This is a genomic window from Streptomyces pristinaespiralis, from assembly GCF_001278075.1.
GTDB classification, from domain to species: Bacteria; Actinomycetota; Actinomycetes; order Streptomycetales; family Streptomycetaceae; genus Streptomyces; species Streptomyces pristinaespiralis.
Genome location: NZ_CP011340.1, coordinates 4,498,315 through 4,522,724, shown reverse-complemented (window position 1 = coordinate 4,522,724; position 24,410 = coordinate 4,498,315). Strand labels below are relative to the sequence as shown.

Sequence of the window (24,410 nt, the reverse complement as noted above, 5' to 3'; positions counted from 1 at the left end):
GCTCTGCGACCGGTGCCCTACAGCTCCGTGACGTCGAGCTCGCCGTCCGCGAACTGCCGGCGGATGACCTTCTTGTCGAACTTGCCCACGCTGGTCTTCGGCACCGCCGGGACCACCGCCCAGCGCTCCGGGAGCTGCCACTTGGCGATCTTCCCGGCGAGGAACGTCTTGAGGCTCTCGTAGTCCGCGGTCGACCCTTCCTTCAGCACCACGGTCGCCAGCGGCCGCTCGCCCCACTTGTCGTCGGGGACGGCGACGACCGCCGCCTCGGCAACCTCGGGGTGTGCCATGAGGGCGTTCTCGAGCTCGACGCTGGAGATCCACTCGCCGCCCGACTTGATGACGTCCTTCGCCCGGTCGGTCAGGGTCAGGAAGCCGTCGGAGCTGATCACGCCGACGTCGCCGGTCTTCAGCCAGCCGTCCTCGCTGAACTTGTCCTCGGGCCGGAAGTCCTCACCGCCCGCACCGCCGTAGTACGCACCGGCGATCCAGGCGCCGCGCACCTCCAGCTCACCGGCCGACTCACCGTCCCACGGCAGGATGTCGCCGCCGGGGCCGACCAGCCGCCCTTCGACTCCGGCCGGGAAGCGGCCCTGCGTGATCCGGTACGGCCACTCCTCCTCGGCGGTCAGACCGGCCGGAGGGTGGGCCATGGTGCCGAGCGGGGAGGTCTCGGTCATGCCCCACGCCTGACACAGCCGCACGCCGAGCTTGTCGTACGCCTCCATGAGGGAGGGCGGGCAGGCGGCACCGCCGATGGTCACCTGGGTCATGGAGCTCAGGTCGCGGGGGTTCGCGGTCACCTCCGCGAGCAGGCCCTGCCAGATCGTCGGGACCGCAGCGGCGTGCTGGGGCTTCTCGCGCTCGATCATCTCGGCGAGCGGAGCGGGCTGGAGGAAACGGTCCGGCATCAGCATGTTGATGCCGGTCATGAACGTGGCGTGCGGCAGGCCCCAGGCGTTCACATGGAACTGGGGGACGACCACCAGGGTGGTGTCCTTGTCGGTCAGGCCCATCGACTCGGCCATGTTGACCTGCATGGAGTGCAGGTAGATCGAGCGGTGGGAGTAGACGACGCCCTTGGGGTCGCCCGTCGTGCCGGAGGTGTAGCACATGGCCGCGGCGGCGCGCTCGTCCAGCTCCGGCCAGTCGTACGTGGTCGGGCGGCCGGCGATCAGCTCCTCGTACTCGTGGACCTGCGCCTCCGTGTCGGCGAGGAGGGAGCGGTCGCCCGGGCCGGAGACGACGATGTGCTCGATCGTCGGCAGATGCGGCAGCAGCGGCGCCAGAAGCGGCAGGAGCGAGCCGTTGACGATCACGGCACGGTCCGCGGCGTGGTTGACGATCCAGACCAGCTGCTCGGCGGGCAGCCGCAGGTTGAGCGTGTGGAGCACGGCGCCCATGGAGGGGATCGCGAAGTACGCCTCCACATGCTCGGCGTTGTTCCACATGAGGGTGGCGACTCTCTCGTCACCGTTGATGCCGAGCTCGTCGCGCAGGGCGTTGGCCAGCTGGGTGGCACGCCGGCCCGCCTCCGCGAAACTGCGCCGCTGCGGCTCGGCCTCGCCGGTCCAGGTGGTGATCTGCGACTTGCCGTGGATCGTCATCCCATGCTGGAGGATGCGGGTCACAGTCAGCGGTACGTCCTGCATGGTGCTCAGCACGGCGTCCTCCCGGTGGGCGCGTTGCGCTACGTGGCAGAAAAGGTGGGAAGATTCTGCGCACATACCACGCGGTATGTCACTACCCGGAGGTAATGAATAGTCGTACATCGCCGCGCAGCACCGCACAACAACGCACACGAACCGGCCAACGCGACGGGTGAGGCGGGCGAGGCGCGTGTGGGCACGCGGATGGCGTGGGCCCGCAGGCTCCAGGCGGGCGGATGGCTGAGGCACACCAGGCGGGGCGGGGGGCTGACCGGGAGGGGGGCGCCAAGGCGACGCGCCAGAGACTCAGGGACCGCGGTCAGCGGACCGGTGAGAGCTCCGGATCCTCGCGGAGCTTCCCCAGCGCCCGGGACACGGCACTCTTGACCGTACCGATCGAGACCCCGAGCACCTCTGCCGTCTGGGCCTCGCTCAGGTCCTCGTAGTAGCGGAGCACGACCATCGCCCGCTGGCGGTCCGGCAGCTTCATCACCGCGCGCCACATCGCGTCGTGCAGCACCTGCTGCTCGGCCGGGTCGGTGGAAGGAACGGTCGCCGGCTCGGGCAGCTCGTCGCAGACGAACTCGTCCACCTTGCGCTTGCGCCACTGCGACGTCCGCGTGTTCAGCAGGGCCCGGCGCACGTAGCCGTCGAGCGCCCGGTGGTCCTCGATCCGCTCCCAGGCGACGTACGTCTTGGTCAGCGCCGTCTGCAGCAGGTCCTCGGCGTCGCTCGCGTTCGACGTCAGCGAGCGGGCGGTGCGCAGCAGCACGGGCCCCCGCGCCTGTACGTACGACGAGAACGAGGCGTAGGGCGTGTACGACGGCACCGGCGCGGCGGCCGTGGAAGCGCTCGTACAGACTGGCGTGGTCATGGCTCAACGCTAGGAGCGCACCCCGCCGTCGCGGATCGGCCCCAGGTCCCGAAGCGTTGTCCCCCTCAGGTTGTAGGGGCGCCTCGGACTGCACCTCCTGAAGGTGGAGGACACCCTCAGGGGCTACTCGCCGTCGGCCCCGAGAACCAGTCCGGAGGTGGGCACGCCCGTGCCCGCGGTCACCAGAGCCCTGGCCGCGCCGGGTATCTGGTTCACCGCCGTGCCGCGAATCTGCCTGACCGCCTCGGCCACGCCGTTCATCCCGTGCAGATACGCCTCTCCCAGCTGCCCGCCATGAGTGTTGAGCGGCAGGACGTCCGAAGCCACGAACGCGGCCCCCTCTCCCGGCTCGCAGAAGCCGAACTCCTCGAGCTGCATGAGCACGAACGGTGTGAAGTGGTCGTAGACGATCCCCACGTCGATGTCCCTGGGGGCGAGCCCCGAGGTCCGCCACAGCTGCCGGGCGACGACTCCCATCTCGGGCAGGCCGGTGAGGTCGTCGCGGTAGAAGCTGGTCATCTGCTCCTGAGCTCTGCCCGCGCCCTGGGCGGCGGCGAGGATCACGGCCGGCGGCCGCCGCAGGTCGCGTGCCCGCTCGAGGCGGGTGACGACGATCGCCTGGCCGCCATCGGTCTCCTGGCAGCAGTCCAGCAGCCGCAGCGGCTCGACCGTCCAGCGGGAGGCCGCGTGATCCTCCAGGGTGATGGGGCGGCCGTAGAAGTACGCGGCGGGGTTGGTCGCCGCGTGACGCCGGCCGGTGACGGCGACATGGCCGAACGCCTCGGGTGTCAGCCCGTATGCGTACAGATAGCGCTGGGCGGCCATGGCCACCCAGGATGCGGGCGTCAGCAGCCCGAACGGGAGATTCCAGCCGAGCGCCGCGCCCTCCGCGGACGGCTCCCTGTGCTGCACGCCGGAACCGAAGCGCCGCCCGGACCGCTCGTTGAACGCCCGGTAGCAGACGACGACCTCCGCGATGCCGGCGGCAACCGCCAGTGCCGCCTGCTGCACGGTCGCGCAGGCAGCGCCGCCGCCGTAATGGACGCGCGAGAAGAACGACAGCTCTCCGATGCCGGCGGCCTGCGCGACCGTGATCTCCGGGTTGGTGTCCATCGTGAAGGTCACCATGCCGTCGACGTCCGCGGGGGAGAGGCCCGCGTCGTCCAGCGCGGCACGCACGGCCTCGGCGGCGAGCCTCAACTCGCTGCGGCCGGAGTTCTTCGAGAACTCCGTCGCCCCGATACCGACGACGGCCGCCCTCCCGCCGAGGGCATCCTTGTCACGGATGCTCATGCGGCGGCCTCCGGAATCGTCACCGTCACCGTGCCGGTGACGTGGTTGCCGAGACTGTTGGCGCCGACGACCCGCACCTCGGCGGTCGTTCCGTCGAACGCGTCGATCGTGCCGCTCAGCACCATCGTGTCCCCGGGGTGGTTCGGGGCGCCGAGCCGTATGGACACCTTGCGCAGGACGGCGCGGTCCCCGAAGAAGTCGGTGATGTACCGACCGACCAGGCCGTTGGTCGTCAGGATGTTCATGAAGATGTCCGGGGACCCCTTCTCCTTGGCGATCTCCGCGTCGTGGTGCACATCCTGGAAGTCACGCGAGGCGATGGCCCCGGCGACGATCAACGTGCGGGTGACGGGAACGGCCAGCGGCGGCAGCGCCGTACCGACGCGCAGGGCGAGGGCCGGACCGGGCGCCGCGAGGTCCGGGTCCTGGTCGGCGGCCGGGTCCGGGTCTGCGGCCGGGACCGGCTCTGCGGCCGGGTCGCGGGCCGCGCTGCGGGCCGGGTCCGGGTCTGCGGCCGCGGCGGGCTTCGAGGATTCCGTGTCGGCCGGCTCGTCCGGCACGCCACGGAAGACGGGCAGCTCGTACTCCCCGCCCACGCCGAGGAATTCGAGCTCCACGGGCATTCCGATACGCACCTTGTCGGGCGGCACGCCCACGATGTTGCTGACCATCCGCACCCCCTCGGTCAGCTCGATCAGCCCCACGGCGAACGGCGGGTCGAACGCCGGGAACGGCGGGTGGTGCATGACCACGTACGAGAAGACCCTTCCCGAGCCGCCGGCCTCCAGCGTGTCCCAGTGAGGCGATCCACAGGCACCGCATCCCGGCAGCCAGGGGAATCGTGGCTTTCCGCATCCCTCGCAACGTTGAATGAGCAGCCGGCGCTCGGCCACCCCCTCCCAGAAGCCGGCGTTGTCCCTGTTGATCACCGGGCGCGGCCGGGCATCCTTCGGTTTCCGGTTCCTGGGCGCGTACTTCAGGATCCGGAAGCGGTGCCTGCCTGCCGGTTCCCCGCCCGCCCGCACGTCCGTCCGGGTGGTGATGAAGTAGCCGGTCCCGAGCTTGGTGGTCTTGCGCTCGGACACGGACTCGATCACCGAATCGAAGGTGATCCGGTCGCCCGGGCGTAACGGCCGCAGATACTCCTGTTCGCAATCCGTCGCCACCACCGAGGTGCACCCTGCCCCGTCGAGCAGTTCGAACAGCTCGTCCTGCGCCGCGGTACGGCCGGTGTGCCCCGACAGACCGCCCATCGTCCACGCCTGGAGCATCGCCGGCGGAGCGACGGCGCCCGGCCCGGCGTACGCGGGGTTCGTGTCCCCCATCGCCTCGCACCAGTGCCTGATCATCGGTTCGTTGACCCGGTCCTTGCCCACCCCGGAGAGGGTGGCGTCCCGCCCCTCGTACGTCCGCAGCCGTGCGTACAGGCCGTCGGTCACCTCTCCCCTCCCTCGTGTGATGCGGATCGTCGCCACGGCTTCCCGCTGCGCATCGCTCACCCCTTCCCCCAAGGTGTCGACCTGCGCGGCCCCCGATGACCCCTGCCTCCTTGCGCTCTGCCGGGCTCCCCCTGGCATATGAACCAACCCGAATCTGACTGTCCGTCAGATATGGACCTCTGTCAAGGCTGTACGGTCGGGCGGTCCGGGCATGCCCCCACGCTGCCGGACCGCCACTCCCCACCACGAGCCCATCTGCGCGTCGGCGCCCCCAAGCGCCGACGCCCAGACGATCGTCGTCCCCCAGCTCACGCTCCCCTCGGGCCGGCCGTCACCAAAGGGGCGAGAAATTCACGGTGACGGTGTCCTGGTCGACGGCCGTGAAGCCGAGCCCGCTCGAGCCGGCGGTATTGCTTTGATTACTCACCCCCTCTCCGGTCGCCACCTGTTGAGTGGTGGACGAGTCGCCGAAGCCGGCACCACCCACGCCACTGCCGGTGACGGTCGCCACCGACACGTTCGATCCGTCGTCCCCGAAGCCGCCGTTGTCGGCCTGGGCCACCCCGCCGAGGAGAGCGACCGTGAGGGGCAGGGCGGCAGCAGTGGCGAGAACGCGGGCGGAACGGATGCTTGCCATGTCATTTCCTCCATGTAGTGGGACTGCACAAGTGCTGCGGTTTCCAGAGCGGTTGGCCTGCCGCTCCCGGCTTGATCACGACGCCGCAGGATCAGAGTTGCCCATGTGATCCACCACCAATCGCCCCGGTAGGTGCGGTTCGCTCGCAAGCGTGAGGACTTGTCGATAAACCCTCTTCCTGCCCGAAGATCCACCGATTAGCGCCATCGCTTCAGGAGCGGACGCCGCATGAGGCGATACGATTCAGCACCTTTTGCGCCATATCTCCGCCTTCCCTTCTTCGAACGTCTGTACGAAAATGGAGCCATGGCCATCACCGACCGGCAGACCGCCACCCTGGCCCTCGCCCACGCCCTCTCCGCCGCTGAGCGCGGGCTCCCCGTCATCCCCCTGTCCGCGACGAAGCTCCCCGCCCTGCGCTCCCCTCACCGCGGCGACCCGCAACCGGTCCTGTGCCGGGGCGAATGCGGTGTCCCCGGCCATGGCGTCCACGACGCCACCACCGACCCCGCTGCCGTGCGCGCCCTCTTCGCCGCCGCGCCCTGGGCCACCGGCTACGGCATCGCCTGCGGTCGTCCGCCGCACCACCTGATCGGCATCGACCTCGACACCAAGTCCTCGACCGATTCGATGGCGGAACTGCAGCACCTGGCGCTGCGCCATCTGTTCACCATCCCGGAGACGGTCACCGTCCTCACGCCGAGCGGCGGCCGCCACCTTTGGCTGACGGGCCCGCCCGACACCGTCGTCCCCAACTCGGCGAGCCGGCTCGCACCCGGCATAGACGTCCGCGGCACGGGCGGATATCTCGTCGGCCCCGGCTCGGTCACCGCCCACGGCGCGTACCGCATCGCCCCCGGCACGGCGCACCTGGCGCCGGCGCCCTGCCCCCGCGCGCTCCTGCGCCTGATCGCACCCCCGGCGCGCACCCGTTCCGCCGCCGGTTCGCCCCACGGCCAGGGGCACGGCCTGGTCCAGTTCGTCCTGGCGGCGCAGGAGGGGCAGCGGAACACCCGGCTGTTCTGGGCGGCATGCCGCGCCTACGAGAACGGCCTCGGCGACTCCCTGACGGAAGCCCTCACCGCCGCGGCGGTCCGGGCCGGCCTCACGGAACGCGAGGCCCGCGCCACGATCGCCTCCGCCGACCGCCTCACCGCGAACCGCGGCATCCGCTGACCGGAGAACAACAGGCGAGCGCCCGTACAACCCTGGGTCCGGCTCAGAGGTGGACAAGATCGGTGCGCACCGAGGTGCGCACTGCCAGGCTTCCCTTCCAGAGACCCTTCAGCCGCGGGGCACACAGCCCTTGTTCCACCACATTCGTCGCAACGGGGGTACAACCGTCCGGTCTTCTCACAGGTCTTGTGGGCGTGGCGTTCCCCGCCACCCGCACGTCCTTCCCCGAGGAGGCCCTACCCCATGTCCCGCGCCCGCGTCCGCACCTCCCGGTTCCGGCTGACCGCCGCCGCCGCCGTCGCTCTGGCCACCACGACGGCCGGTACGCTCGCCGGCCCGGCCAGCGCCGAGACGGCAACCCCCGCCGGAGCGGCCGAGGTGGCGTGGCAGGGCGCCGGGGACGCGGCCTTCCCGTTCACCGGCAGCTTCGTATCCGCCGGGCCCAACGGGTTCCTGGGCGTCCGGACGGACGACGTCGCCGTCTGGATGCGATACGCGGACGGCTCCGCCACAACGTTCCCGAAGAACGCCGCGGTCACCTACCGAGGCGCCGCCGGAGCCGACGTCGTCGTGGCGAGCGAAGGAACCCGCCACACCGTCCACGACATGACCAAGGGCGGCGACCCGGTGGTCATCGACATCCCCTACGAGCTGCACGAGGTCAACGGCTCGACGCTCGTGATGGTCGACACCGCCACCGACGAGCTCCACCTCGTCAGCCGGGCGCCCGGCGGCGAGATCATCGACCACAAGGTGACCGGGATGCCGGCCGGAGTCCCCTGGAAGTTCTACGGCTCAACGCCCGGCACGGTCGCCGTGGAGACCTCGGCGCCGGACTTCGACTTCCGTCTCGCCCTGGTCGACGTGGCCACGGCCGCCGCCGTCGAGACGTACGAACTCGGCCGCCACAGCGACTTCGCGCAGGTCACGCCCGACCGCGTGCTCTGGGAGTCGCCGTACCGGCATACCAGGATCGTGGACCGGAAGACCAAGCAGGCCGAAACCCTCCCCTACCGCGCGCAGATCGCCCTGGGCGGCGACTGGCTGGCGATCACGGGTGGCGACGACCTCGTCGTCGACGGGATCACGTACCCGAACAGACCGATCGTCCTCAAGTCGCTGACGGACGGCCGGAAGGTCCCGCTCCTCGACCTCGCCGGACCCGGTTCCCCCATCGGCGACGGCACGCTCCTGGTGCCGGGCGGCACCTTCGCGCAGGGCCGAGGGCTCTTCCGCATCTCACTCGACGCGAGCGGCACCCCGGTGGCCACCATGGTCGCGGACAAGCAGCGCCCTCTGGGAATCGTTCTGGAGCGGGCGGACGTTCCGAGCGTGTACCGCTTCGACGGCACGGACAGGCGCGTCACCTGGGAGACCAGCGAGTCGGACCTGGGTGTCTCGCTGGACCTGACCCACGTGGCCACCGGCCGCACGGTGTCGCTCTGGAGCTACTACGACACCTACATCCGCTGGGACGGTTACCTCGACAAGGTGATCGGCGCCTACAACGGCGCGTACACCTGGAAGATGACCGCCCTCCCGGCGTCCGGGGTCGGCCCCGCCGCCGTGAAGACCGGGACGACCACGGTGGACCGGGGCACCTCGCCGCGCGACTTCAACGACAACGCCCACGCGGACGCGCTCGTCCGCGACAGCACGGGCAACCTGTCCGCCTACGACCTCAGCCAGCTGAGAGCCATGGGCAACAGCGAAGACTGCCATGAAGAGGGCTGCCCGCCGGTCGTCCGCGACCCGAGTCCGGACGTGCTGGGCACCGGCTGGAACACGTACACGCTGATGACCTCTCCTGGAAACGCGGCAGGTACGGCCGCGCACGATGTCGTCGGCCGGGACCGCGACGGTGTGCTGTGGCTCCACCAGGGCAGCAAGCAGAAGCTCCTGCCCCGTACGAAGATCGGCGGCGGCTGGCAGGTCTACAACAAGATCACCGGCGGCTCCGACCTGAACGGTGACGGACGGGGCGACCTCCTCGCCACCGACACCTCCGGCGTGTTGTGGTTCTATGCCTCCACCGGCAATGCCACGGCCCCCTTCAAGGCCCGCAAGAAGATCGGCGGCGGCTGGGGCGTCTACAACCTCCTCACCGCCCCCGGCAACGTCGCGGGCGCCACCGGCGGCGACCTCCTCGCCCGCGACAAGGACGGCGTCCTCTGGCTCTACCTGGGCAAGGGCGACGGCACCTTCACAGCCCGCCGCAAGATCGGCGGCGGCTGGCAGAAGTACACCCACATCATCCCGGCGGGCAGGAACGCCGACGGCGTGGCCGACATCCATGCCATCGGGCCCTCCGGCTCGGCGCACTACTCCGGCCGCAACAGCACGACCCGGCCCTTCGAAGCGGCCCGCACGCTGCCGCTACGCAGCGACTCCACCCGCTTCAAGACCTTCTTCTGACGCCTGTCGCGCGTCTCCCTGTGGATCAACTCCGGCGTGGTCCCGGTCGAAGTCGCCCGCCGCGCCGGCCACAGCCTCACGCTGCTGTTCCGTTTCTACGCGAAGGTCCTGCGCCGTCAGAGACGCTCGCCAACGACCTCCTCGACAAGGGGGTGAGCAGCAGCGATCGACCGGAATCCCGGCCCACGGATGACCCACACGCCCTGATCAGAGGTGGGATACGGGCGGCGCGGGGTGAGACACGTGAACGCGGAGGGCGCGGCTCCGAACCGGAGCCGCGCCCTCTGACCTGCTACTTCTCTGACCTGCAAGCGGTGGGTGTGGGATTTGAACCCACGGTGACTCGCGCCACCCGCCGTGTACGCAGTCCGGTGAAGCTCCATGATCGGCTCACCTGGTGGCAGTTGCAGGAACAGTCACGACCTGGGCGTGGCCGACGTGACCGCCGATCTGTACCGGCAGGGGATGGCGCCCGTTGTCGTCTTCACCGGAGCCACCAGCCGAACGACTCACGACCGGATGCCCCGGGGGGAAGCCGAGCACTACCGGGAGCGTGCCGTCGAGCTGGGCGTACCCAACGACGCCATCCTCGTGGAGCCGCGCGCCCGGAACACCGGGGAGAACATCCGCTTCTCACGCGCGCTTCTGGAGGAGCAAGGCATCCCTGTGTCGTCCGTACTGCTGGTCAGCAAGCCGTACGAGGAGCGTCGGGCCTACGCCACTGCGCGCAAACTGTGGCCGGAAGCCGAGTTCGTCAGTGCGTCGGCGCCCATGACCTTGGCCGACCACATCCGCTCGATCGGTGATGCCCGTCTCGTCGTTGACATGCTCGTCGGAGCGCTTCAGTGCCTACTGGTCTATCCGGCCCAAGGCTTCATGACCGGCCAGGAGGTTCCGCAGGACGTGCAGGATGCCTACGAGCGCTTGCAGGCCCAGGGGTTCACCAGTCGGCTCATCCACGATGCGACTCGGGCGAGTGAGTAGAAACCTTCTCTACGGGTTCAAGGCCCGCGCACGGCGCGGGCGCGCGCCGCCTCTGCGGCGCGCTGCGTGCAAGCGGGCAAGGGCGGGGACGTCCTCCGCGGGCACAAGATGATGCCTCCGGCGGGGGATCGGCCGGCACCGGGATGGAGGGGGCGCCGTCGCCGACCGCGGGTCCGTAGTGGCGTGCGTGGGGAGCTGGGGAGAGTGGTGGGCTGGCGCCCTCCGAGATCGGAAACCCGGTACCGCAGTCACCAGTGACCGGTCGAAGATGGGGGCATGGACGCGCAGAAGGTGACCTTACGGAAGATGACGCCGTCGGAGTACGACGCGGCGACTGAGCATCGCGAAGCCGAGACGGCCCGAGAACTCGGCAAATTCATGCCCGGGGAGCTGGCGCGGGAGCGGGCTCATCAGGGCACAGCACGGTTCCTCCCCGACGGGCTCGACACGACTGGTCACCATCTCGTGGCCGTGGAAAACGGATCAGGCGAGGTCGTGGGGAACGCATGGATCGGCCCGGATCCGCGCCAAGCCGCGGGCACTGCCAGCTCAGCTTGGCTGTACGACATCAACGTCTTCCCCACGTTTCGGCGCCGCGGATACGGGTCTGCGGTCCTCTCCGCCGCCGAAGAACTCGTTGCCCGTGAGGGCTGGACTTCTCTCGGCTTGAATGTCTCCGGGGACAATGAGGCAGCCATTGCTCTGTATCACCGCAACGGTTATGACGTGGAATCCATGTCCCTGCGTAAGAGCGTGCAGCAGGCTCCTGACATCAACAGCTGACACCAACAAGCGCGAACAGCACCGGCCGACGCCGGGCCCCGGAGGACGTACTACCGAGTCGTAGGCCGGTTGTCCGGTGGTCACGAAGACTGGTGATCGACCTGATAAGGATGCGGCCGGACTCCACCGGACGAGCATTAGCCTGCACGCCATGGACTCTCCCGCCCCGCCTGACGGCCCTCTGTCCGACCTGGAGTTTGATCAGTTTCGCGATCTCCTCCGCCGGTACTGCGCATACGAACTCGACCAGTGGGAGAACTTGCAGACCGACACACCGTATGGCCCTGTGTACGTGATGTTCGCACGCTCCCTGCCGCCCGATACCTCTCCGGAGGCGTACAGACCGTTCTGACCCACCTACGTGCGAACCACCGCAGGCATCCGTGCCCCTGCCGTGCCCGATCGGTCGGGGAGTGACGGGGAACCACAGCGTCAGATGGGCAACACGCACGCGAACGGCCCCCGACCGATTCACCTGGTCAGAGGCCGTTCAACTGCGGTGGGTGTGGGATTTGAACCCACGGTGACTCGCGCCACGACGGTTTTCAAGACCGTTCCCTTAGGCCGCTCGGGCAACCCACCCACGCCCCGCCTCACCTGCTGCGGAGCGGGCTACAGACTACCGGGCCCGCGTCGTCGGGCGCAGCAGCGTTCCAGGGACGGTGGGCGGTGCGGGCCGAGGGGGGGTCAGCTGTCGCCCTTGCGTTCGCCCAGGACGAGCTCCACCTTGTGGGACTCGCCGTCGCGTTCGTAGGTCATCGTGACCTTGTCGCCCGGCTTCTTGGTCCAGATCTCGCTGATCAGGGTGGGGCCGCTGTCGATCGGCTTGCCGTTGAACGTGGTGATGACGTCGCCCGGCTTGAGCCCGGCCTTCGCCGCCGGTCCGTTCGGAGTCACCGCCGGGCTGCCGCCGGAGCCCTCCTCGGTGATCCGCGCGCCGGAACCCTGCTCCGACATGTCGACCGTCGCGCCGATGACCGGATAGACCGGCTGGCCCGTCTTGATGAGCTGCTCCGCGACCGTCTTGGCCTGGTTGATCGGGATGGCGAACCCGAGGCCGATGGAGCCGGCCTGGGTCTGGCCGAAACCGCCGCTGCCCGCGGACTGGATGGCCGAGTTGATGCCGATGACCGCGCCACGCGAGTCCAGCAGGGGGCCGCCGGAGTTGCCCGGGTTGATGGACGCGTCCGTCTGCAGTGCGCTCATGTAGGAGTTGTTGCCGCTGGACCCGTCGCCGGAGGCGACCGGCCGGTTCTTGGCGCTGATGATTCCGGTGGTGACGGTGTTCGACAGCCCGAAGGGGGCGCCGATGGCGATGGTCGAGTCGCCGACGGCGACCTTCTCCGAGTCACCGAGGGCCAGCGGTTCGACGCCGGAGGGAGCGTTCTTCAGCTTGAGGACGGCCACGTCGTAGCCCTGCGCCCGGCCGACGACCTCGGCGTCGTACTTCTTGCCGTTGGAGAAGATCACCGACAGGGTGCCGCCCTCGGCGGCGGAGGCGACCACATGGTTGTTGGTGAGGATGTGGCCCTCCTTGTCGTAGACGAAGCCGGTGCCTGTTCCGCCCTCGCCCTCGCCCTCACCCTCGGAGCCCTCGATGCCGCCGCCACCCGACTTGGCTTCGATGGTGACCACGCTGGGCAGCGCGTTCGCGGCGACCGCGGCGACCGTGCCCGGCTCGCGCTTCAGATCCTGCGGGCTGGCCGCAGAGACCGTGGTCGAGCTGGAGCTGTCGTCGACCCGCTCGGCCGCCCAGTAGCCGATACCGCCACCGACACCACCGGCGACGAGTGCCGCGGCGAGCACGGTGGCCGCCAACCCGCCCGCGCGCCGGCGCCGGGGCTCGTGCGCCGGGACCGGCGCACCCCAGGCGGGACCGCCGCCGCTGCCGCCTCCGTAAGAGGGGAGCGTGGGCGGCGGCGGGGGCCAGTCCGCGCCGGCGTGCTGAGCACCTGCGGGAGCGCCCGCCGGCGGCGTCGCGTCGCCGCCGTGGCCGGGTACCGGTGCCGCGGCGGGCTCGGGCCGGGGGGAGTGGCCGGGCTGCTCCGCGGAGGCCACCGGCTCATGGGCGGGCGGCGCGGGGTGGGAGGGGACAGCAGGAGAGGGGGAACCGGTGGACCCGTGGGCCGCGTCGTGCGGCGCTTCTCCGGGACCGGGAGACGTCGATCCCTCGGGAGCGGCGCCCGGCACAGGAGGTACGGACGGGGCGGCAGGGACCGCGTTGCCCTCGTTCTCGGTGCTCACAGCTCTTTCTCCTCAGGTTCCACGTCGGTCTCCGGCGCGCGGCGGGGTCCGCACCGGCCGGCAGTACGTCATGTCATGACTTCCGCTGTGCAAGTGTCCGCGGCCAGCTTTTACCACTGCACGTCAGGCCACTGTAAGCAGGACCTGTGTGTATTCCGGCAATCCTTTACTTCCGACAATAAGGGCGCACTTCCACAGCGCCCTCCGGGGCCGTTCGGTCGGGTCACCCCTGCGGGTCCTCCCCGGCGTACGAGCCCTCCTCACTGACCGCGTCCACGTCGGCGCCGGACGTTGTCCGACACCCTGCACGCCGTCTACCCCACGGCGATGACACCATGACGCGGTGACCCAAGCACGGCAGCACAGCATCCAGGTCGTCGCGCACCGCGGCGCCTCCGAAGACGCCCCCGAGCACACCCTGGCCGCCTACCGGAAGGCGATCGAGGACGGCGCGGACGCCCTCGAGTGCGATGTACGGCTCACCGCCGACGGTCATCTGGTGTGCGTCCACGACCGCCGGGTGAACCGCACCTCCAACGGGCGGGGCGCGGTCTCCGCGCTGGAGCTCGCGGATCTCGCGGCGCTCGACTTCGGTTCGTGGAAGGACGCGGCGGAGAGCCCCGACTGGAAGGACCCGTCCCTCACCTCCGTGCTCACGCTGGAGCGGCTGCTGGAGCTGGTGGCCGACGCGGGACGCCGTGTCGAGCTGGCCATCGAGACCAAGCACCCCACGCGCTGGGCGGGACAGGTGGAGGAGCGGCTGCTCCAGCTGCTGGGACGGTTCGGGCTGTCCGCGCCGGCGTCGCCCACCGACTCGGCGGTCCGTGTCATGAGCTTCTCGGCCCGCTCCCTCAGCCGGATCTCCGCGGCCGCGCCGACGCTCCCCACCGTGTATCTGATGCAGTTCATGACGCCGCGGATGCGCGACGGACGGCTGCCCGCCGGTGCGCGGATCGCCGGTCCGGGGATCCGGATCGTACGCAATCACCCGAGCTACGTCGCCAAGCTGCACCGCGCCGGCCACCCCGTCCATGTCTGGACCGTCAACGAGCCGGAGGACGTCGAGCTCTGTGCGCGGCTGGGCGTGGAGGCCATCATCACCAACCGCCCCAAGCAGGTACTCACACAGCTGGGCCGCCTCTGATCCGGCTGGCCCGGCCCCCGGTCCGTGGGCGTCCGGTCCGCCCGGCAGGGAGTGCACCGGCGCGTTCGGCGCGTGCTCGATCGTGTCGAGTACGTCACTGCTCCGCCCTTGGCCGGTTTCCGGTCCAGTCCATTGGGGCATTCACACCGTGGCGTGGGGCAAAGGAGGTCTCGGGGGTGGCGTTTGTGGTGGCACAGGAGGTGCCCACGTCGTCGAGCATGGCCGTACCCCATGGCCCTGCGGGCGTGGGTGAGGCGCGACACAGGATGCGCGAACAGCTGAACCGCAGTGGTGTCCCGGAAACGGTCGTCGACGATGCAGTGCTGATCCTTTCCGAGCTGCTCAGCAACGCGTGCCGGCACGGCAGGCCGCTGGGAAACGGGGACGCGGGGGACGGGGACGTACGAGCCGCATGGCGTGTCGACAAGGCGGGGCGGCTCACGGTCGAGGTGACGGACGGAGGCGGTCCGACCCGCCCTGTTCCGGCCACGCCCTCGGTCACCGCACGGGGCGGCCGCGGGCTCAACATCATCACGGCGCTGGCGCAGGAGTGGGGAGTACGCGACAGCGCGACCGGTGAGGTCACCGTCTGGGTGATCGTCACCGAAGGGCACCGCCGCGAGGACTTCGCTGCGCGCGTCGGCGGCCCCGCGTTCGACTTCGCGGACGCTTTCGACGATCTCGACTGAGGTCTGCCGAGGGGGCTTTCGTCGACCCGCCCGCGCAACCGCGCGACCGCGCGTCGCAGCGAGTCCGGCTGTCAAAGGACACGGCCGGTTCAGGTGCACAGGCACCGCGCCGGTTCGAGGCACGGGATGGCGGTAGGTGATCCCGGCGGCTCCGGCGCTCCGCCGCTCCGGCGTTCCCGTTCGGCTCCGCAAGCTCACGGCCACCGGCCGCTCACGCGCCTACGCCGGCGTGGACTTCCGGGGCGCCTCGCCCCGCCGCTCCCCCACGGAGGCGGCGTACGGCTAGGCTCGCGCCCGACACAGCACCGCCGCAATCGGGAGAAAGCCACACCATGGCCAAGAAGCGCCCCCAGACGAAGGCGACGAAGCCTCAGTTCAAGGACGGGGCCCGTACCGCAGGCCGCGACGAGCCGGTTCCGGTGGTGGGAGCCCGCGAGCCCTGCCCCTGCGGTTCCGGCCGCCGTTACAAGGCATGTCACGGCCGGGCCGCGTCCCACGCCGTGACGGAGCTGGTCCAGCGCCCCTTCGAAGGGCTGCCGGGCGAGTGCGACTGGGTGGCCCTGCGCGAGCTGGTGCCCGCGGCGACCGTCGAACTCACCCTGAAGGACGGCCTTCCCGAGGGCGTTCCCTCCGTGACGCTCGCGACGGTACTGCCCATGGCATGGCCGGCCCTGCGGCGCGACGACGGCTCCGTCCTCCTCGGTCTGCAGAACGACACCCCCTCCGGTGATCTCAGCCGCGACCTCGCCGGCACGCTGCAGCGGGCGCTCACCGCCGAGCCCGGCACCCCGGTCACCGCCGCCACCGCCCCGGCCGAGGCCGTGCGGCTGCAGGACCTGCTCGACCCGGACGCCGCTTTCGAGCCGACCGTGCACTCCGGTTTCGAGTTCTGGGTCCCGGCTTCGGCCGAGCAGGCCTCCCCCGAGGTGGCCGCTTCCCTCGAGCGCGCCAACGCGGCGGCGATCCCGACCGTGAAGCTCTCGGGCGTCGACGCCGCCTACTGGTGCGAGACGCCGGAGAAGAACCACCTCCGCTGGGTCATGCCGCACCCCGAGGAGCAGCTGCTCGACGCACTGGCCAGGCTGCACGCGGCGGGCACCTCGTCGCTCGGCGAAGGGACCCGTCTGGTGGGCTCCTTCCGTGCGCACGGACTGATGGTCCCCGTGTGGGACCTGCCGACCACGATGGGTGCGGAGGAGTGCGAGAAGCCCGCCGCCGAGTTCGCCGAGCGGCTGGCCGGCGCGCTGAAGAGCGACGCCCCTCTCACCGCCGAGGAGCGCCGGGCGCGAGGCGGTCTCACCAACCGCCAGGTGACGCTCAGCTGAGAGTGACGATTACCGGTGGACGCCGGGTGACACCTGTCACAACTCGCTCATTCGGAAGGTAAATCCCTGTCCGAATACGAGAGATCGAATTTGCGAACCGCAGATCTCTTGTTACCGTTCTAGAAGCCCGGTCGCTGGTGCATCCCCCGTCGCCAGCGATCGGGCGTTTCCATTTCCCGGACGCCCCCGGCGCCTCAACGGCCCGTGAACTCTTGGGAGTTGCTTCCGGAGCGGAGCAGCAGCGGCGCGTCCCCCGTTCCGTCGTGAACGGCGAACTCGGCGATCGCCCTGTAGTCGGAAGCGCTGCCGCGCGAAGGCTCACGAGCGGTTTCGCAAGTGCCCGGCTCATCGCCCGCCTCGACGTCGCAGTTCGTCTGCACAGTGCGTCCGCCCGGTGCCATCAGAGTGAGTACGGACGTCAATTCCTCACCGGTCGCATTGCGGTAATAGGTGCGGCCCCAGGTCCGGCCGCCCCGGGTGAGCACGCAGGTCTGCGCCTCGATGCCGTCGGCAGAGGCGAGTTCCGGCCCACATCGGGAGTCGGTCCGGGGGACGGCCTCGCCGTCACCCCCGGAGACGCCGGACCCGCCCTCCATGCCTTCCGCGCCGTCCGGCCCGCTCGCGTCCAGGCCGTCGGTCTCAGGCGTCCCGAACCCCTGCAGCAGACCGGTCGGTCCGGTCGTCCCGAGGCCCTTGGCGTCGTCGTCGGGGACGGTTCCCGTGCCGGTCCCCGGTCGCGGCCCCGCGGCCGGTCCTGCCGACGCGACGAGCGGTACCAGCGTGGCGGTCACGACCACGGCGGCGAGCCCGATCATGCGGAGATTCATGGGGCACCCTGCCGGCTGCGGAGGTTCGGACGCGACTGCCCGAAGATATCGGCGGACCGCGGCCGGACGGCCGCCGCGCGCCCATGTCTCTGCCGACTCGGCCCGCCTGCTACCCGTACGAGTGACGAACCGGGCCCGACGTGGCGGCCTTGGCGGCCGGCCGCGCGGCCGTCCATGACCGCGCTGCCGGGCCGGTGTTCAGTACGTGAGCCGGCTGCCCTCTCCGGACTCCGGCGGATAGAGCCCGCTGCCGGGCGCACTGCTCGCACTCGCCTCGACGAGAGCGTCCACGACCGCTTCGACGTCGGGCAGCCACGGCGCGGAAGACCCGGGCAGCGGCGCCCGTTCCCACCGCACCTGGCCCGTGCCGGTCTCCGAAGGGGGCAGCACGAGATAGCCGCCGCTGCCGTGGAAGCGCAGCGAACTGGGCACGCAGTCCTTGACGAAGAGCAGCTCACCGAGCTGCTCCAGGGTGTACGGAGCCACCAGCAGCGACCATCGGGTCGGGGTGGCGACGACCGGTCCCAGTCGCATGTCCATCCGGTCCAGCACCGACAGCGCGCGCGACGCGGCCACCGCGGGCAGACTCACGGCGCAGGGCGCCCTGCCGTCGCCGGAGCCTCCGGCCCGGGCCGGGCCACCGGTCGCCAGCATGATCGGCGCCGTCGGCCGGTTGGTCCACCACCAGCGGATCATCCGCTCGTCGGTGGTCGCGGCGAGGAGGCCGGGATCGAAGGGGTGGGCGCCGGGGACGACGCACTCGGGGTCGGGGCAGGCGCACCCACGTTCGCCGCGGCTTCTGCCGCGGCCCTCCGACCGGTCACCACCGGCCGATTTCAGTCCTGCACCGGGGAGCACGGGCCATTGCCACTCGACGGCGAAGGTCAGCGCCGCTTCAAGCTGAACAGGCCCCTTCTTGCGCCGGTACCGGAGCCTGCGTCGCCTTCCGAGGATCTCGCGCATGAGCGCTCGTTCCTTTCCGTTGAACGCCGGGGTCCACATCACATCAGGTGTGCAGCTCATTACTGTGCGTACAAGTGCGCGTACTGATCGGCGTCATCGCCCCATGCCATCGGCATGGGCGGGCCCCCGGTTTCGTCGGCGACAGGATCGTCGCCCGAGGGCCGAACGTGGGCTGTAGTCCATTAAACGTGTGGCGAGGGGTGGCGCGCGCCTGGCGCTTGCAGTCCCGCTGTACTTCTTCCCCGCCACTCCGGGATGAGGCGCGGCCTCCGGCTGTTAGGACGCCGGGGCCCGCGGCCAGGTTCCGGGGCGCTTCCAACTGCCCCTGGTCATCACCGTTTACGTACCCAGCACGCTTGCAATGACGCTTTCCCCCTGGGCCTTCGCCCTGGGGGACCCCCTGCCGAACGCCCTCAGTCGACCCCAATCGACCGCCATCAGGTGCATTTTTCGGCCAAGTTAACTGGTGTCCCCATAACGCCCGGACACCACCAATCCCACCGGGACAGTGCTGGACATCACCTTACGTGTACGTGTAGATGTGGATGCACTGATAGCGGCGCAGAATGACATGGGGGTTTGCGATGCTATTGAGCGAAACGCACCTGCCGGAAAGCCGGCTGCCATGAGCGCCCCTCACCTGCCGAAAGTGGCTGGAATCGACTCAACGGTTCCTGCCCCGGCGCACACTCCCTCAACCCTGCCCCCTGTCCCCGCCGCGCCCCCTGCGGCCGGAGCGGTGCTTCAGGACCGGCTGGCCGGCTGGGTCTCGGACCTGACGACGCTCCATGAACTCACCGAGCGGCTGATCAGAACCGGCACGCTCGACGACGCCCTCGAGGAACTGCTCGGCGCGGGCGCCGCACTCGTCGGTGCCCGCCGCGGTCTGGTCGTCCTCGAACCGCCCCGCGACGCCGCCCGCGACAGCCCGCTCGAGGACGACCGCGGTCCCGGTCTCGCCAAGGGCCTCGGACTGACCCGCTCCGACCTCGGCCACATCGAGACGGTTCCGCGCGGCGCGACGGCGTACGGCCGCATCCTCGACAGCGGCCGGTCCGGAGTCCCCGGCCCCATCGCCCACCCCGACCTGCTCGGCGACGACTCGCTCCACCCCCTGCACCGCGAGGTCGCCGCCCGCCTCGGCTACTCGGCCAGTTACACGGTGCCGCTGGCCACAGAGGACGCCGGCACCCTCGGCGCGGCCGTGTGGCTCTACGACGAACCGGCCACACCCGTCGAGCGGCAGTGTCATCTGGTCGGCCTCTACATGCGTTCCGCCACCGAACACCTGGGCCGCCTGATCGAGCTGGAACAGGCGCGCGCGACCGTCGCGACCGTCGCCGAGGAGTTGCTGCCCAGCAGGCTGCCCCGGGTGCCCGGTGTCCAGCTCGCCGCCAGGCATCACAGCGGCCCGCGCGGCGGCGGTGACTGGTACGACGCGCTGCCGCTGCCCGAGGGAGCCCTCGGGCTCGCGGTCGGCTCGGTCAGCGGCCGCGGCCCCAGCGCGCTCGCCGCGATGGGCAGGCTCCGGGCCTCCTTGCGGGCTTACGCGGTGATGGAAGGGGAAGATCCGCTCGCGGTCCTGTCCGATCTCGAACTGCTGCTGCGTCTCACCGAGCCCGCGCGCACGGCCACCGCGCTCTTCGCGTACGCCGAACCCGCCGAGCGGAAGATCGTGCTCGCCGGGGCCGGTCACACCCCGCCGCTGGTGATCGGGGACCAGCGCACCGAGTTCGTCGAGACGTCGCTGTCGGCTCCGCTGGGCATGCTCGCCTGCTGGGAGGCGCCGAGCGTCGAACTCCGCCCCCAGCCCGGAGAAACGGTGCTGCTGTACACGGACGGGCTGCTGCGGCGCACCGGCGACCCCATGGACCGCGCCTTCACCCGGCTCCACTCCGCGGCGGCGGGCGTTCCGCGAGCGTTGCGCGGCGACCCTGCGGCGATCGCCGACCACGTCCTGCGGACCGTGCTCCCCGAAGGACCGGACGCCACCGGCGACGGAGAGGACATCGTGCTGCTTGCCGCCCGATTTGACTGATTTCTCACATGCTTTCCGGCCTCTTCCGGTCGCACATACGATGGAAGCGTCCCCTCGCCGACCCGGCAGAGGGGACCAGGTGTCGTAACGGTCAAGGCCGACAAGCCCAGGAGGCAGACGTGGCTGAGGAGCTCACCCCGGCGGAAACCGATCTTGCTGCTGAAGCAGCAGGCGCGGAGGGCGAGGAGCAGCCGATCAAGCAGCGCAAGAACGGCCTGTACCCGGGCGTGTCCGACGAGCTGGCCGAGAACATGACCACCGGCTGGGCCGACACCGAGCTGCACGGTCTCGAGCCCATCGCCCAGGCCGCGCACACCGCGGCCCGCCGTGCCGCACTCTCGGCGCGCTTCCCCGGCGAGCGGCTGGTCGTCCCCGCGGGCAACCTGAAGACCCGCTCGAACGACACCGAGTACAGCTTCCGCGCCTCGACCGAGTACGCGTACCTGACCGGCGACCAGAGCGAGGACGGCGTCCTGGTGCTCGAGCCCCGGGGCGAGGGCCACGTCGCCACCATCTACCTCCTCCCGCGCTCCAACCGTGAGAACGGCGAGTTCTGGCTGTCGGGCCAGGGCGAGCTGTGGGTCGGCCGCCGCCACTCCCTCGCGGAGGCCGAGCAGCTGCTGGGCATTCCCGCCGAGGACGTCCGCGAGCTGGCCGGCAGGCTGAGCGAGGCCACCGGCCCGGTACGGGTCGTCCGCGGCCACGACGCCTCCATCGAGGCGGCGCTGACCGACAAGGTCACCAAGGAGCGCGACGAGGAGCTGCGCGTCTTCCTCTCGGAAGCCCGCGCGGTGAAGGACGAGTTCGAGATCGGCGAGCTGCAGAAGGCGTGCGACTCCACCGCCCGCGGCTTCGAGGACGTCGTCAAAGTCCTCGACAAGGCGCAGGCCACCAGCGAGCGCTACATCGAGGGCACGTTCTTCCTGCGCGCCCGGGTCGAGGGCAACGACGTCGGCTACGGCTCCATCTGCGCCGCCGGCCCGCACGCGACCACCCTGCACTGGGTGCGCAACGACGGCCCGGTCCGCTCCGGCGACCTGCTGCTGCTCGACGCCGGTGTGGAGACCCACACGCTCTACACCGCGGACGTCACCCGCACGCTGCCCATCAGCGGCCGGTACACCGAGATCCAGCGCAAGATCTACGACGCCGTGTACGAGGCCCAGGAGGCCGGGATCGCGGCTGTCAGGCCCGGTGCCAAGTACCGCGACTTCCACGACGCCTCGCAGCGGGTGCTCGCCGAGAAGCTCGTCGAGTGGGGTCTGGTCGAAGGCCCCGTCGAGCGGGTGATCGAGCTGGGCCTTCAGCGCCGCTGGACGCTCCACGGCACCGGCCACATGCTCGGCATGGACGTCCACGACTGCGCCGCCGCGCGCACGGAGGCGTACGTCGACGGGACCCTGGAGCCGGGCATGTGCCTCACCGTCGAGCCCGGTCTGTACTTCCAGGCGGACGACCTGACCGTGCCCGAGGAGTACCGCGGCATCGGCGTCCGTATCGAGGACGACATCCTCGTCACCGAGGACGGCAACAGGAACCTCTCCGCCGCGCTGCCGCGCCAGGCCGACGAGGTCGAGGCCTGGATGGCCTCGCTCCAGCAGAGCTGATCCGACGGGACACGCCCCGGGTGAGGGCGCGCTGCTCACGACACGTCGAGCAGCGCGCCCTCCCGCCATTTGAGGACCTTGTCGAAGCTGACCACGGCACCGCGCCCGGGCCTGTTGCGGACGTGCACATGGTCGGCGAGCTGCTCGATCAGGCACATACCGCGGCCGCTCTCGGCATGGCCGGGTGCCGGGGCGGCGCTGTGCCCGCGCAGGGTGGCGCCGCCGACGGGAAATCCCGGACCCGAATCGGCCACCTCGATACGGCACTTCTCGCCGTCCAGGTAGGCCGTCACGCGGTAGTCCCTGGACACTTCGTCGGTGTCGCGGTCGCCGCCGTGCTCGACGGCGTTGGCGCACGCCTCGGTCAGTGCGACCGACAGGTCGTAGGAGATGTCCGGATCGACGCCCGCGGTCTCCATGGTGCCCAGCAACAGGCGCCGTGCGAGCGGCACGCTCGCAGCCTCGCGCCGCAAATGGAGGGACCACCAGATGCTCATGCTCCAGCCTCCTGGCCGCGGCTCGACATACCGATACGTATTGCCCCAAGGCACGCTGCGTAAGCGCATCGTCGCGCTGACGGCCCTCGTTCGGCGGATGCGCGTCCCGCACCCGCCGGTGTATGTCGCCAAAGGGGATCTTCCGGACCTGCCGTACGGCCGCCCACAGCGCAGTGCGATGATGAGCCGGCCATGTCGTCCATACGCCAAGCACGCGCCGGAGCCGGTCTGCGGCTGCTGAGGGCCGCGGTGTTCACCGCGGCCTGTGTCGTGCTGTCCGCGACGGGACATGTGCTCGCCGCCTGCCGGGCGGTCCCGCTGTGGACCCTGGCTCTCGGTCTTCTCGGGGTCTTCGTCCTCGTCCTGCCGTTCACGGGCAAGGAGCGTTCGCTGCCCGCGATCGCCTCCGTGCTCACCGCGGGACAGCTCGCGCTGCACACGCTCTTCGCCACCGGCCAAGGGCACCTGCGGCTCGCACCGACCGCCGACGACGCCCTGATCAGGCTGGCCGCGAAGCTGGTGTGCGGAGCCGGGGCCTCCGCCATGAGCCCCGCGGAAGCCCGTCGCATCGTCACCATGGCGGGCATCGATCCGGCCGCCCACACCGCGCACACGCACACCGCCCAGGCCGTGGCCTCACCGGAACTGCTGCCCTCGCTGCCCATGGTGCTCGGGCACCTGCTGGCCGCGATCGCGACCGGTCTGCTGATGCGTCGCGGCGACGCCGCGCTGTCGCGGCTGATCCGGCTGTCGGCCGAATCGGCCCACGAGATCGTGCAGATCGCTTGGTTGCGCCCGTTGCGGGCCGCGCTCGCCATGGTGCGCGCCCTGCGGGCCGGGCTTCGGCGGACGCCGGGGACCGGGCCCGGCGTCGCGCCGCCGGTGGACGGACCTCCCCTGCCCGGACCGGGTCAGGAACTTCAGCACACGGTGATCAGGCGCGGGCCGCCGCCCGTATTCGTCCTCAGCGCCTGACGCGGCCCGCTCGACGGGAGTGGTGCCGCGGTGCCCGCGCACACCTGTGCGGTGTCGGCACACCTCACTTCTCCTCCACCGTGGAGCTTTCTGTCATGAACGTTTCCCGTATCGCCGCCGCGTCCGCTCTCGCCGGCACCTCGGTGCTGATGTTCTCGGGCGCCGCCTTCGCGCACGTCGGGGTCCAGCCGCAGGGTGAGGCCGCCAAGGGCGGTTACGCGGTCGTCAACGTCAAGGTGCCGAACGAGCGCGACAACGCCTCGACCGTCAAGGTCGAGATCAACCTGCCGGCGGAGCACCCCCTGTCGTCCGTGATGCCGCAGCCCGTGCAGGGCTGGAAGGTCACCGTCGACAAGTCCAAGCTGGACAAGCCCCTCGAGGTGCACGGCAAGCAGATCACCGAAGCCGTCACCAAGGTCACCTGGACCGCCGACGGCGGCAAGATCGGGCCGGGCCAGTTCCAGCAGTTCCCGCTCTCCCTCGGCCCGCTGCCCGAGGACGCCGACCAGCTGGTGTTCAAGGCCATCCAGACGTACGACAACAAGGAGGTCGTCCGCTGGATCGAGGAGCCGGTGGAGGGTGGCGAGGAGCCCGAGGCCCCCGCTCCCGTCCTCAAGCTGTCGGCCGCCGGCGACGACCACCACGGCGCGGGCGCGACCGGTGCCGCCGCCGCGGACGACGCCAAGGCGTCGGACCACGACGAGAAGGACGCCACATCGTCCGCCTCCGGCGACAGCAGTGACTCCACCGCCCGCATCCTTGGTGTCGTCGGCATTCTCGTCGGCGCAGCGGGCGTGGCCTTCGGCGTGCTCGCCGGCCGCCGCCGCTCGGCCTGACCGGCCCCGTACCGA

At 70.5% G+C, this 24,410-nt stretch carries 19 protein-coding genes, 1 tRNA gene and 1 pseudogene; 11 read left to right on the top strand and 10 right to left on the bottom strand.

The genetic code is table 11. The features are described 5' to 3' along the window. Positions 1-17: 17 nt before the first annotated feature. The 5 genes and pseudogenes from SPRI_RS19170 to SPRI_RS19150 form a co-directional block, all read right to left on the bottom strand. Positions 18-1,664 (bottom strand): long-chain fatty acid--CoA ligase, encoded by a 1,647-nt coding sequence (locus SPRI_RS19170; protein WP_005315213.1) that lies wholly within the window; start codon positions 1,662-1,664, stop codon positions 18-20. 304 nt (positions 1,665-1,968) lie between these two features. Continuing rightward, complete coding sequence (locus tag SPRI_RS19165) at positions 1,969-2,523, bottom strand: SigE family RNA polymerase sigma factor (RefSeq protein ID WP_037774251.1); 555 nt, start codon at positions 2,521-2,523, stop codon at positions 1,969-1,971. A 123-nt stretch (positions 2,524-2,646) separates the two neighbouring features. Next, a complete protein-coding gene (locus SPRI_RS19160) occupies positions 2,647-3,816 on the bottom strand; it encodes a lipid-transfer protein (protein ID WP_005315210.1) in 1,170 nt (389 codons plus the stop codon). 563 nt (positions 3,817-4,379) lie between these two features. Beyond that, a pseudogene (locus SPRI_RS39425) lies at positions 4,380-5,255 on the bottom strand (bifunctional MaoC family dehydratase N-terminal/OB-fold nucleic acid binding domain-containing protein); the annotation flags it as partial. 331 nt (positions 5,256-5,586) lie between these two features. Next, on the bottom strand, positions 5,587-5,892 hold the full coding sequence (locus SPRI_RS19150; protein ID WP_005315208.1) for a hypothetical protein: 306 nt from the start codon (positions 5,890-5,892) through the stop codon (positions 5,587-5,589). Positions 5,893-6,198: 306 nt separating this feature from the next. Here SPRI_RS19150 and SPRI_RS19145 point away from each other — a divergent pair, with 306 nt between their 5' ends. The 4 genes from SPRI_RS19145 to SPRI_RS19130 all read left to right on the top strand — a co-directional run bounded on the left by SPRI_RS19145 (position 6,199) and on the right by SPRI_RS19130 (position 11,250). Then, positions 6,199-7,068, top strand: a complete 870-nt coding sequence (locus SPRI_RS19145) for a bifunctional DNA primase/polymerase (RefSeq protein WP_037774249.1) — start codon at positions 6,199-6,201, stop codon at positions 7,066-7,068. A gap of 243 nt (positions 7,069-7,311) precedes the next feature. Next, a complete protein-coding gene (locus tag SPRI_RS19140) occupies positions 7,312-9,483 on the top strand; it encodes a hypothetical protein (protein WP_005315204.1) in 2,172 nt (723 codons plus the stop codon). Positions 9,484-9,864: 381 nt separating this feature from the next. Then, entirely contained in the window at positions 9,865-10,467 is a 603-nt protein-coding gene (locus SPRI_RS19135; protein WP_005315190.1) for a YdcF family protein, read from the top strand. Between the two features lie 276 nt (positions 10,468-10,743). Continuing rightward, the gene (locus tag SPRI_RS19130; protein WP_037774246.1) at positions 10,744-11,250 is read left to right on the top strand and encodes a GNAT family N-acetyltransferase; all 507 of its coding nucleotides are present in this window, start codon (positions 10,744-10,746) and stop codon (positions 11,248-11,250) included. Between the two features lie 497 nt (positions 11,251-11,747). Here SPRI_RS19130 and SPRI_RS19120 read toward each other — a convergent pair. Continuing rightward, a tRNA-Ser gene (locus SPRI_RS19120) sits at positions 11,748-11,832 on the bottom strand. 105 nt (positions 11,833-11,937) lie between these two features. Continuing rightward, a complete protein-coding gene (locus SPRI_RS19115) occupies positions 11,938-13,494 on the bottom strand; it encodes a trypsin-like peptidase domain-containing protein (protein ID WP_053557121.1) in 1,557 nt (518 codons plus the stop codon). A 343-nt stretch (positions 13,495-13,837) separates the two neighbouring features. Between SPRI_RS19115 and SPRI_RS19110 the strand changes: the two genes are divergently transcribed. The 3 genes from SPRI_RS19110 to SPRI_RS19100 all read left to right on the top strand — a co-directional run bounded on the left by SPRI_RS19110 (position 13,838) and on the right by SPRI_RS19100 (position 16,652). Continuing rightward, entirely contained in the window at positions 13,838-14,638 is an 801-nt protein-coding gene (locus tag SPRI_RS19110; protein ID WP_005315179.1) for a glycerophosphodiester phosphodiesterase, read from the top strand. Between the two features lie 131 nt (positions 14,639-14,769). After that, a complete protein-coding gene (locus tag SPRI_RS37265; RefSeq protein ID WP_234020529.1) occupies positions 14,770-15,327 on the top strand; it encodes an ATP-binding protein in 558 nt (185 codons plus the stop codon). A gap of 332 nt (positions 15,328-15,659) precedes the next feature. Continuing rightward, on the top strand, positions 15,660-16,652 hold the full coding sequence (locus SPRI_RS19100) for a DUF5926 family protein (protein ID WP_005315174.1): 993 nt from the start codon (positions 15,660-15,662) through the stop codon (positions 16,650-16,652). Between the two features lie 194 nt (positions 16,653-16,846). Here the strand turns inward: SPRI_RS19100 and SPRI_RS19095 are convergent, their stop codons facing one another. Beyond that, entirely contained in the window at positions 16,847-17,479 is a 633-nt protein-coding gene (locus SPRI_RS19095) for a hypothetical protein (RefSeq protein WP_037774242.1), read from the bottom strand. A 198-nt stretch (positions 17,480-17,677) separates the two neighbouring features. Then, a complete protein-coding gene (locus tag SPRI_RS19090) occupies positions 17,678-18,442 on the bottom strand; it encodes a bifunctional DNA primase/polymerase (RefSeq protein WP_005315169.1) in 765 nt (254 codons plus the stop codon). 508 nt (positions 18,443-18,950) lie between these two features. On the opposite strand from SPRI_RS19090, the gene SPRI_RS19085 reads away from it, so the two are divergent. Together SPRI_RS19085 and SPRI_RS19080 are read left to right on the top strand one after the other, a co-directional pair. Beyond that, positions 18,951-20,480, top strand: a complete 1,530-nt coding sequence (locus SPRI_RS19085; protein WP_203227959.1) for a PP2C family protein-serine/threonine phosphatase — start codon at positions 18,951-18,953, stop codon at positions 20,478-20,480. 119 nt (positions 20,481-20,599) lie between these two features. Beyond that, entirely contained in the window at positions 20,600-22,087 is a 1,488-nt protein-coding gene (locus SPRI_RS19080; protein ID WP_005315164.1) for an aminopeptidase P family protein, read from the top strand. Between the two features lie 35 nt (positions 22,088-22,122). Here SPRI_RS19080 and SPRI_RS19075 read toward each other — a convergent pair whose 3' ends face one another. Beyond that, positions 22,123-22,584, bottom strand: a complete 462-nt coding sequence (locus SPRI_RS19075) for an ATP-binding protein (RefSeq protein ID WP_053557119.1) — start codon at positions 22,582-22,584, stop codon at positions 22,123-22,125. 192 nt (positions 22,585-22,776) lie between these two features. Between SPRI_RS19075 and SPRI_RS19070 the strand changes: the two genes are divergently transcribed. Both SPRI_RS19070 and SPRI_RS19065 read left to right on the top strand, forming a co-directional pair. Continuing rightward, complete coding sequence (locus SPRI_RS19070) at positions 22,777-23,559, top strand: hypothetical protein (protein ID WP_005315157.1); 783 nt, start codon at positions 22,777-22,779, stop codon at positions 23,557-23,559. A 95-nt stretch (positions 23,560-23,654) separates the two neighbouring features. After that, positions 23,655-24,395, top strand: a complete 741-nt coding sequence (locus SPRI_RS19065) for a YcnI family copper-binding membrane protein (RefSeq protein WP_037774237.1) — start codon at positions 23,655-23,657, stop codon at positions 24,393-24,395. The last annotated feature ends 15 nt before the right edge of the window (positions 24,396-24,410 follow it).

What these genes read in the sequence shown, in the direction of transcription:
- SPRI_RS19090 (WP_005315169.1), bottom strand. Translation starts at nt 18,442, where the DNA reads ATGCGCGAGATCCTCGGAAGGCGACGCAGGCTCCGGTACCGGCGCAAG.
- SPRI_RS19095 (WP_037774242.1), bottom strand. Translation starts at nt 17,479, where the DNA reads ATGAATCTCCGCATGATCGGGCTCGCCGCCGTGGTCGTGACCGCCACG.
- SPRI_RS19100 (WP_005315174.1), top strand. Translation starts at nt 15,660, where the DNA reads ATGGCCAAGAAGCGCCCCCAGACGAAGGCGACGAAGCCTCAGTTCAAG.
- SPRI_RS19065 (WP_037774237.1), top strand. Translation starts at nt 23,655, where the DNA reads ATGAACGTTTCCCGTATCGCCGCCGCGTCCGCTCTCGCCGGCACCTCG.
- SPRI_RS19160 (WP_005315210.1), bottom strand. Translation starts at nt 3,816, where the DNA reads ATGAGCATCCGTGACAAGGATGCCCTCGGCGGGAGGGCGGCCGTCGTC.
- SPRI_RS19145 (WP_037774249.1), top strand. Translation starts at nt 6,199, where the DNA reads ATGGCCATCACCGACCGGCAGACCGCCACCCTGGCCCTCGCCCACGCC.
- SPRI_RS19075 (WP_053557119.1), bottom strand. Translation starts at nt 22,584, where the DNA reads ATGAGCATCTGGTGGTCCCTCCATTTGCGGCGCGAGGCTGCGAGCGTG.
- SPRI_RS19165 (WP_037774251.1), bottom strand. Translation starts at nt 2,523, where the DNA reads ATGACCACGCCAGTCTGTACGAGCGCTTCCACGGCCGCCGCGCCGGTG.
- SPRI_RS19070 (WP_005315157.1), top strand. Translation starts at nt 22,777, where the DNA reads ATGTCGTCCATACGCCAAGCACGCGCCGGAGCCGGTCTGCGGCTGCTG.
- SPRI_RS19150 (WP_005315208.1), bottom strand. Translation starts at nt 5,892, where the DNA reads ATGGCAAGCATCCGTTCCGCCCGCGTTCTCGCCACTGCTGCCGCCCTG.
- SPRI_RS19130 (WP_037774246.1), top strand. Translation starts at nt 10,744, where the DNA reads ATGGACGCGCAGAAGGTGACCTTACGGAAGATGACGCCGTCGGAGTAC.
- SPRI_RS19140 (WP_005315204.1), top strand. Translation starts at nt 7,312, where the DNA reads ATGTCCCGCGCCCGCGTCCGCACCTCCCGGTTCCGGCTGACCGCCGCC.
- SPRI_RS19135 (WP_005315190.1), top strand. Translation starts at nt 9,865, where the DNA reads ATGATCGGCTCACCTGGTGGCAGTTGCAGGAACAGTCACGACCTGGGC.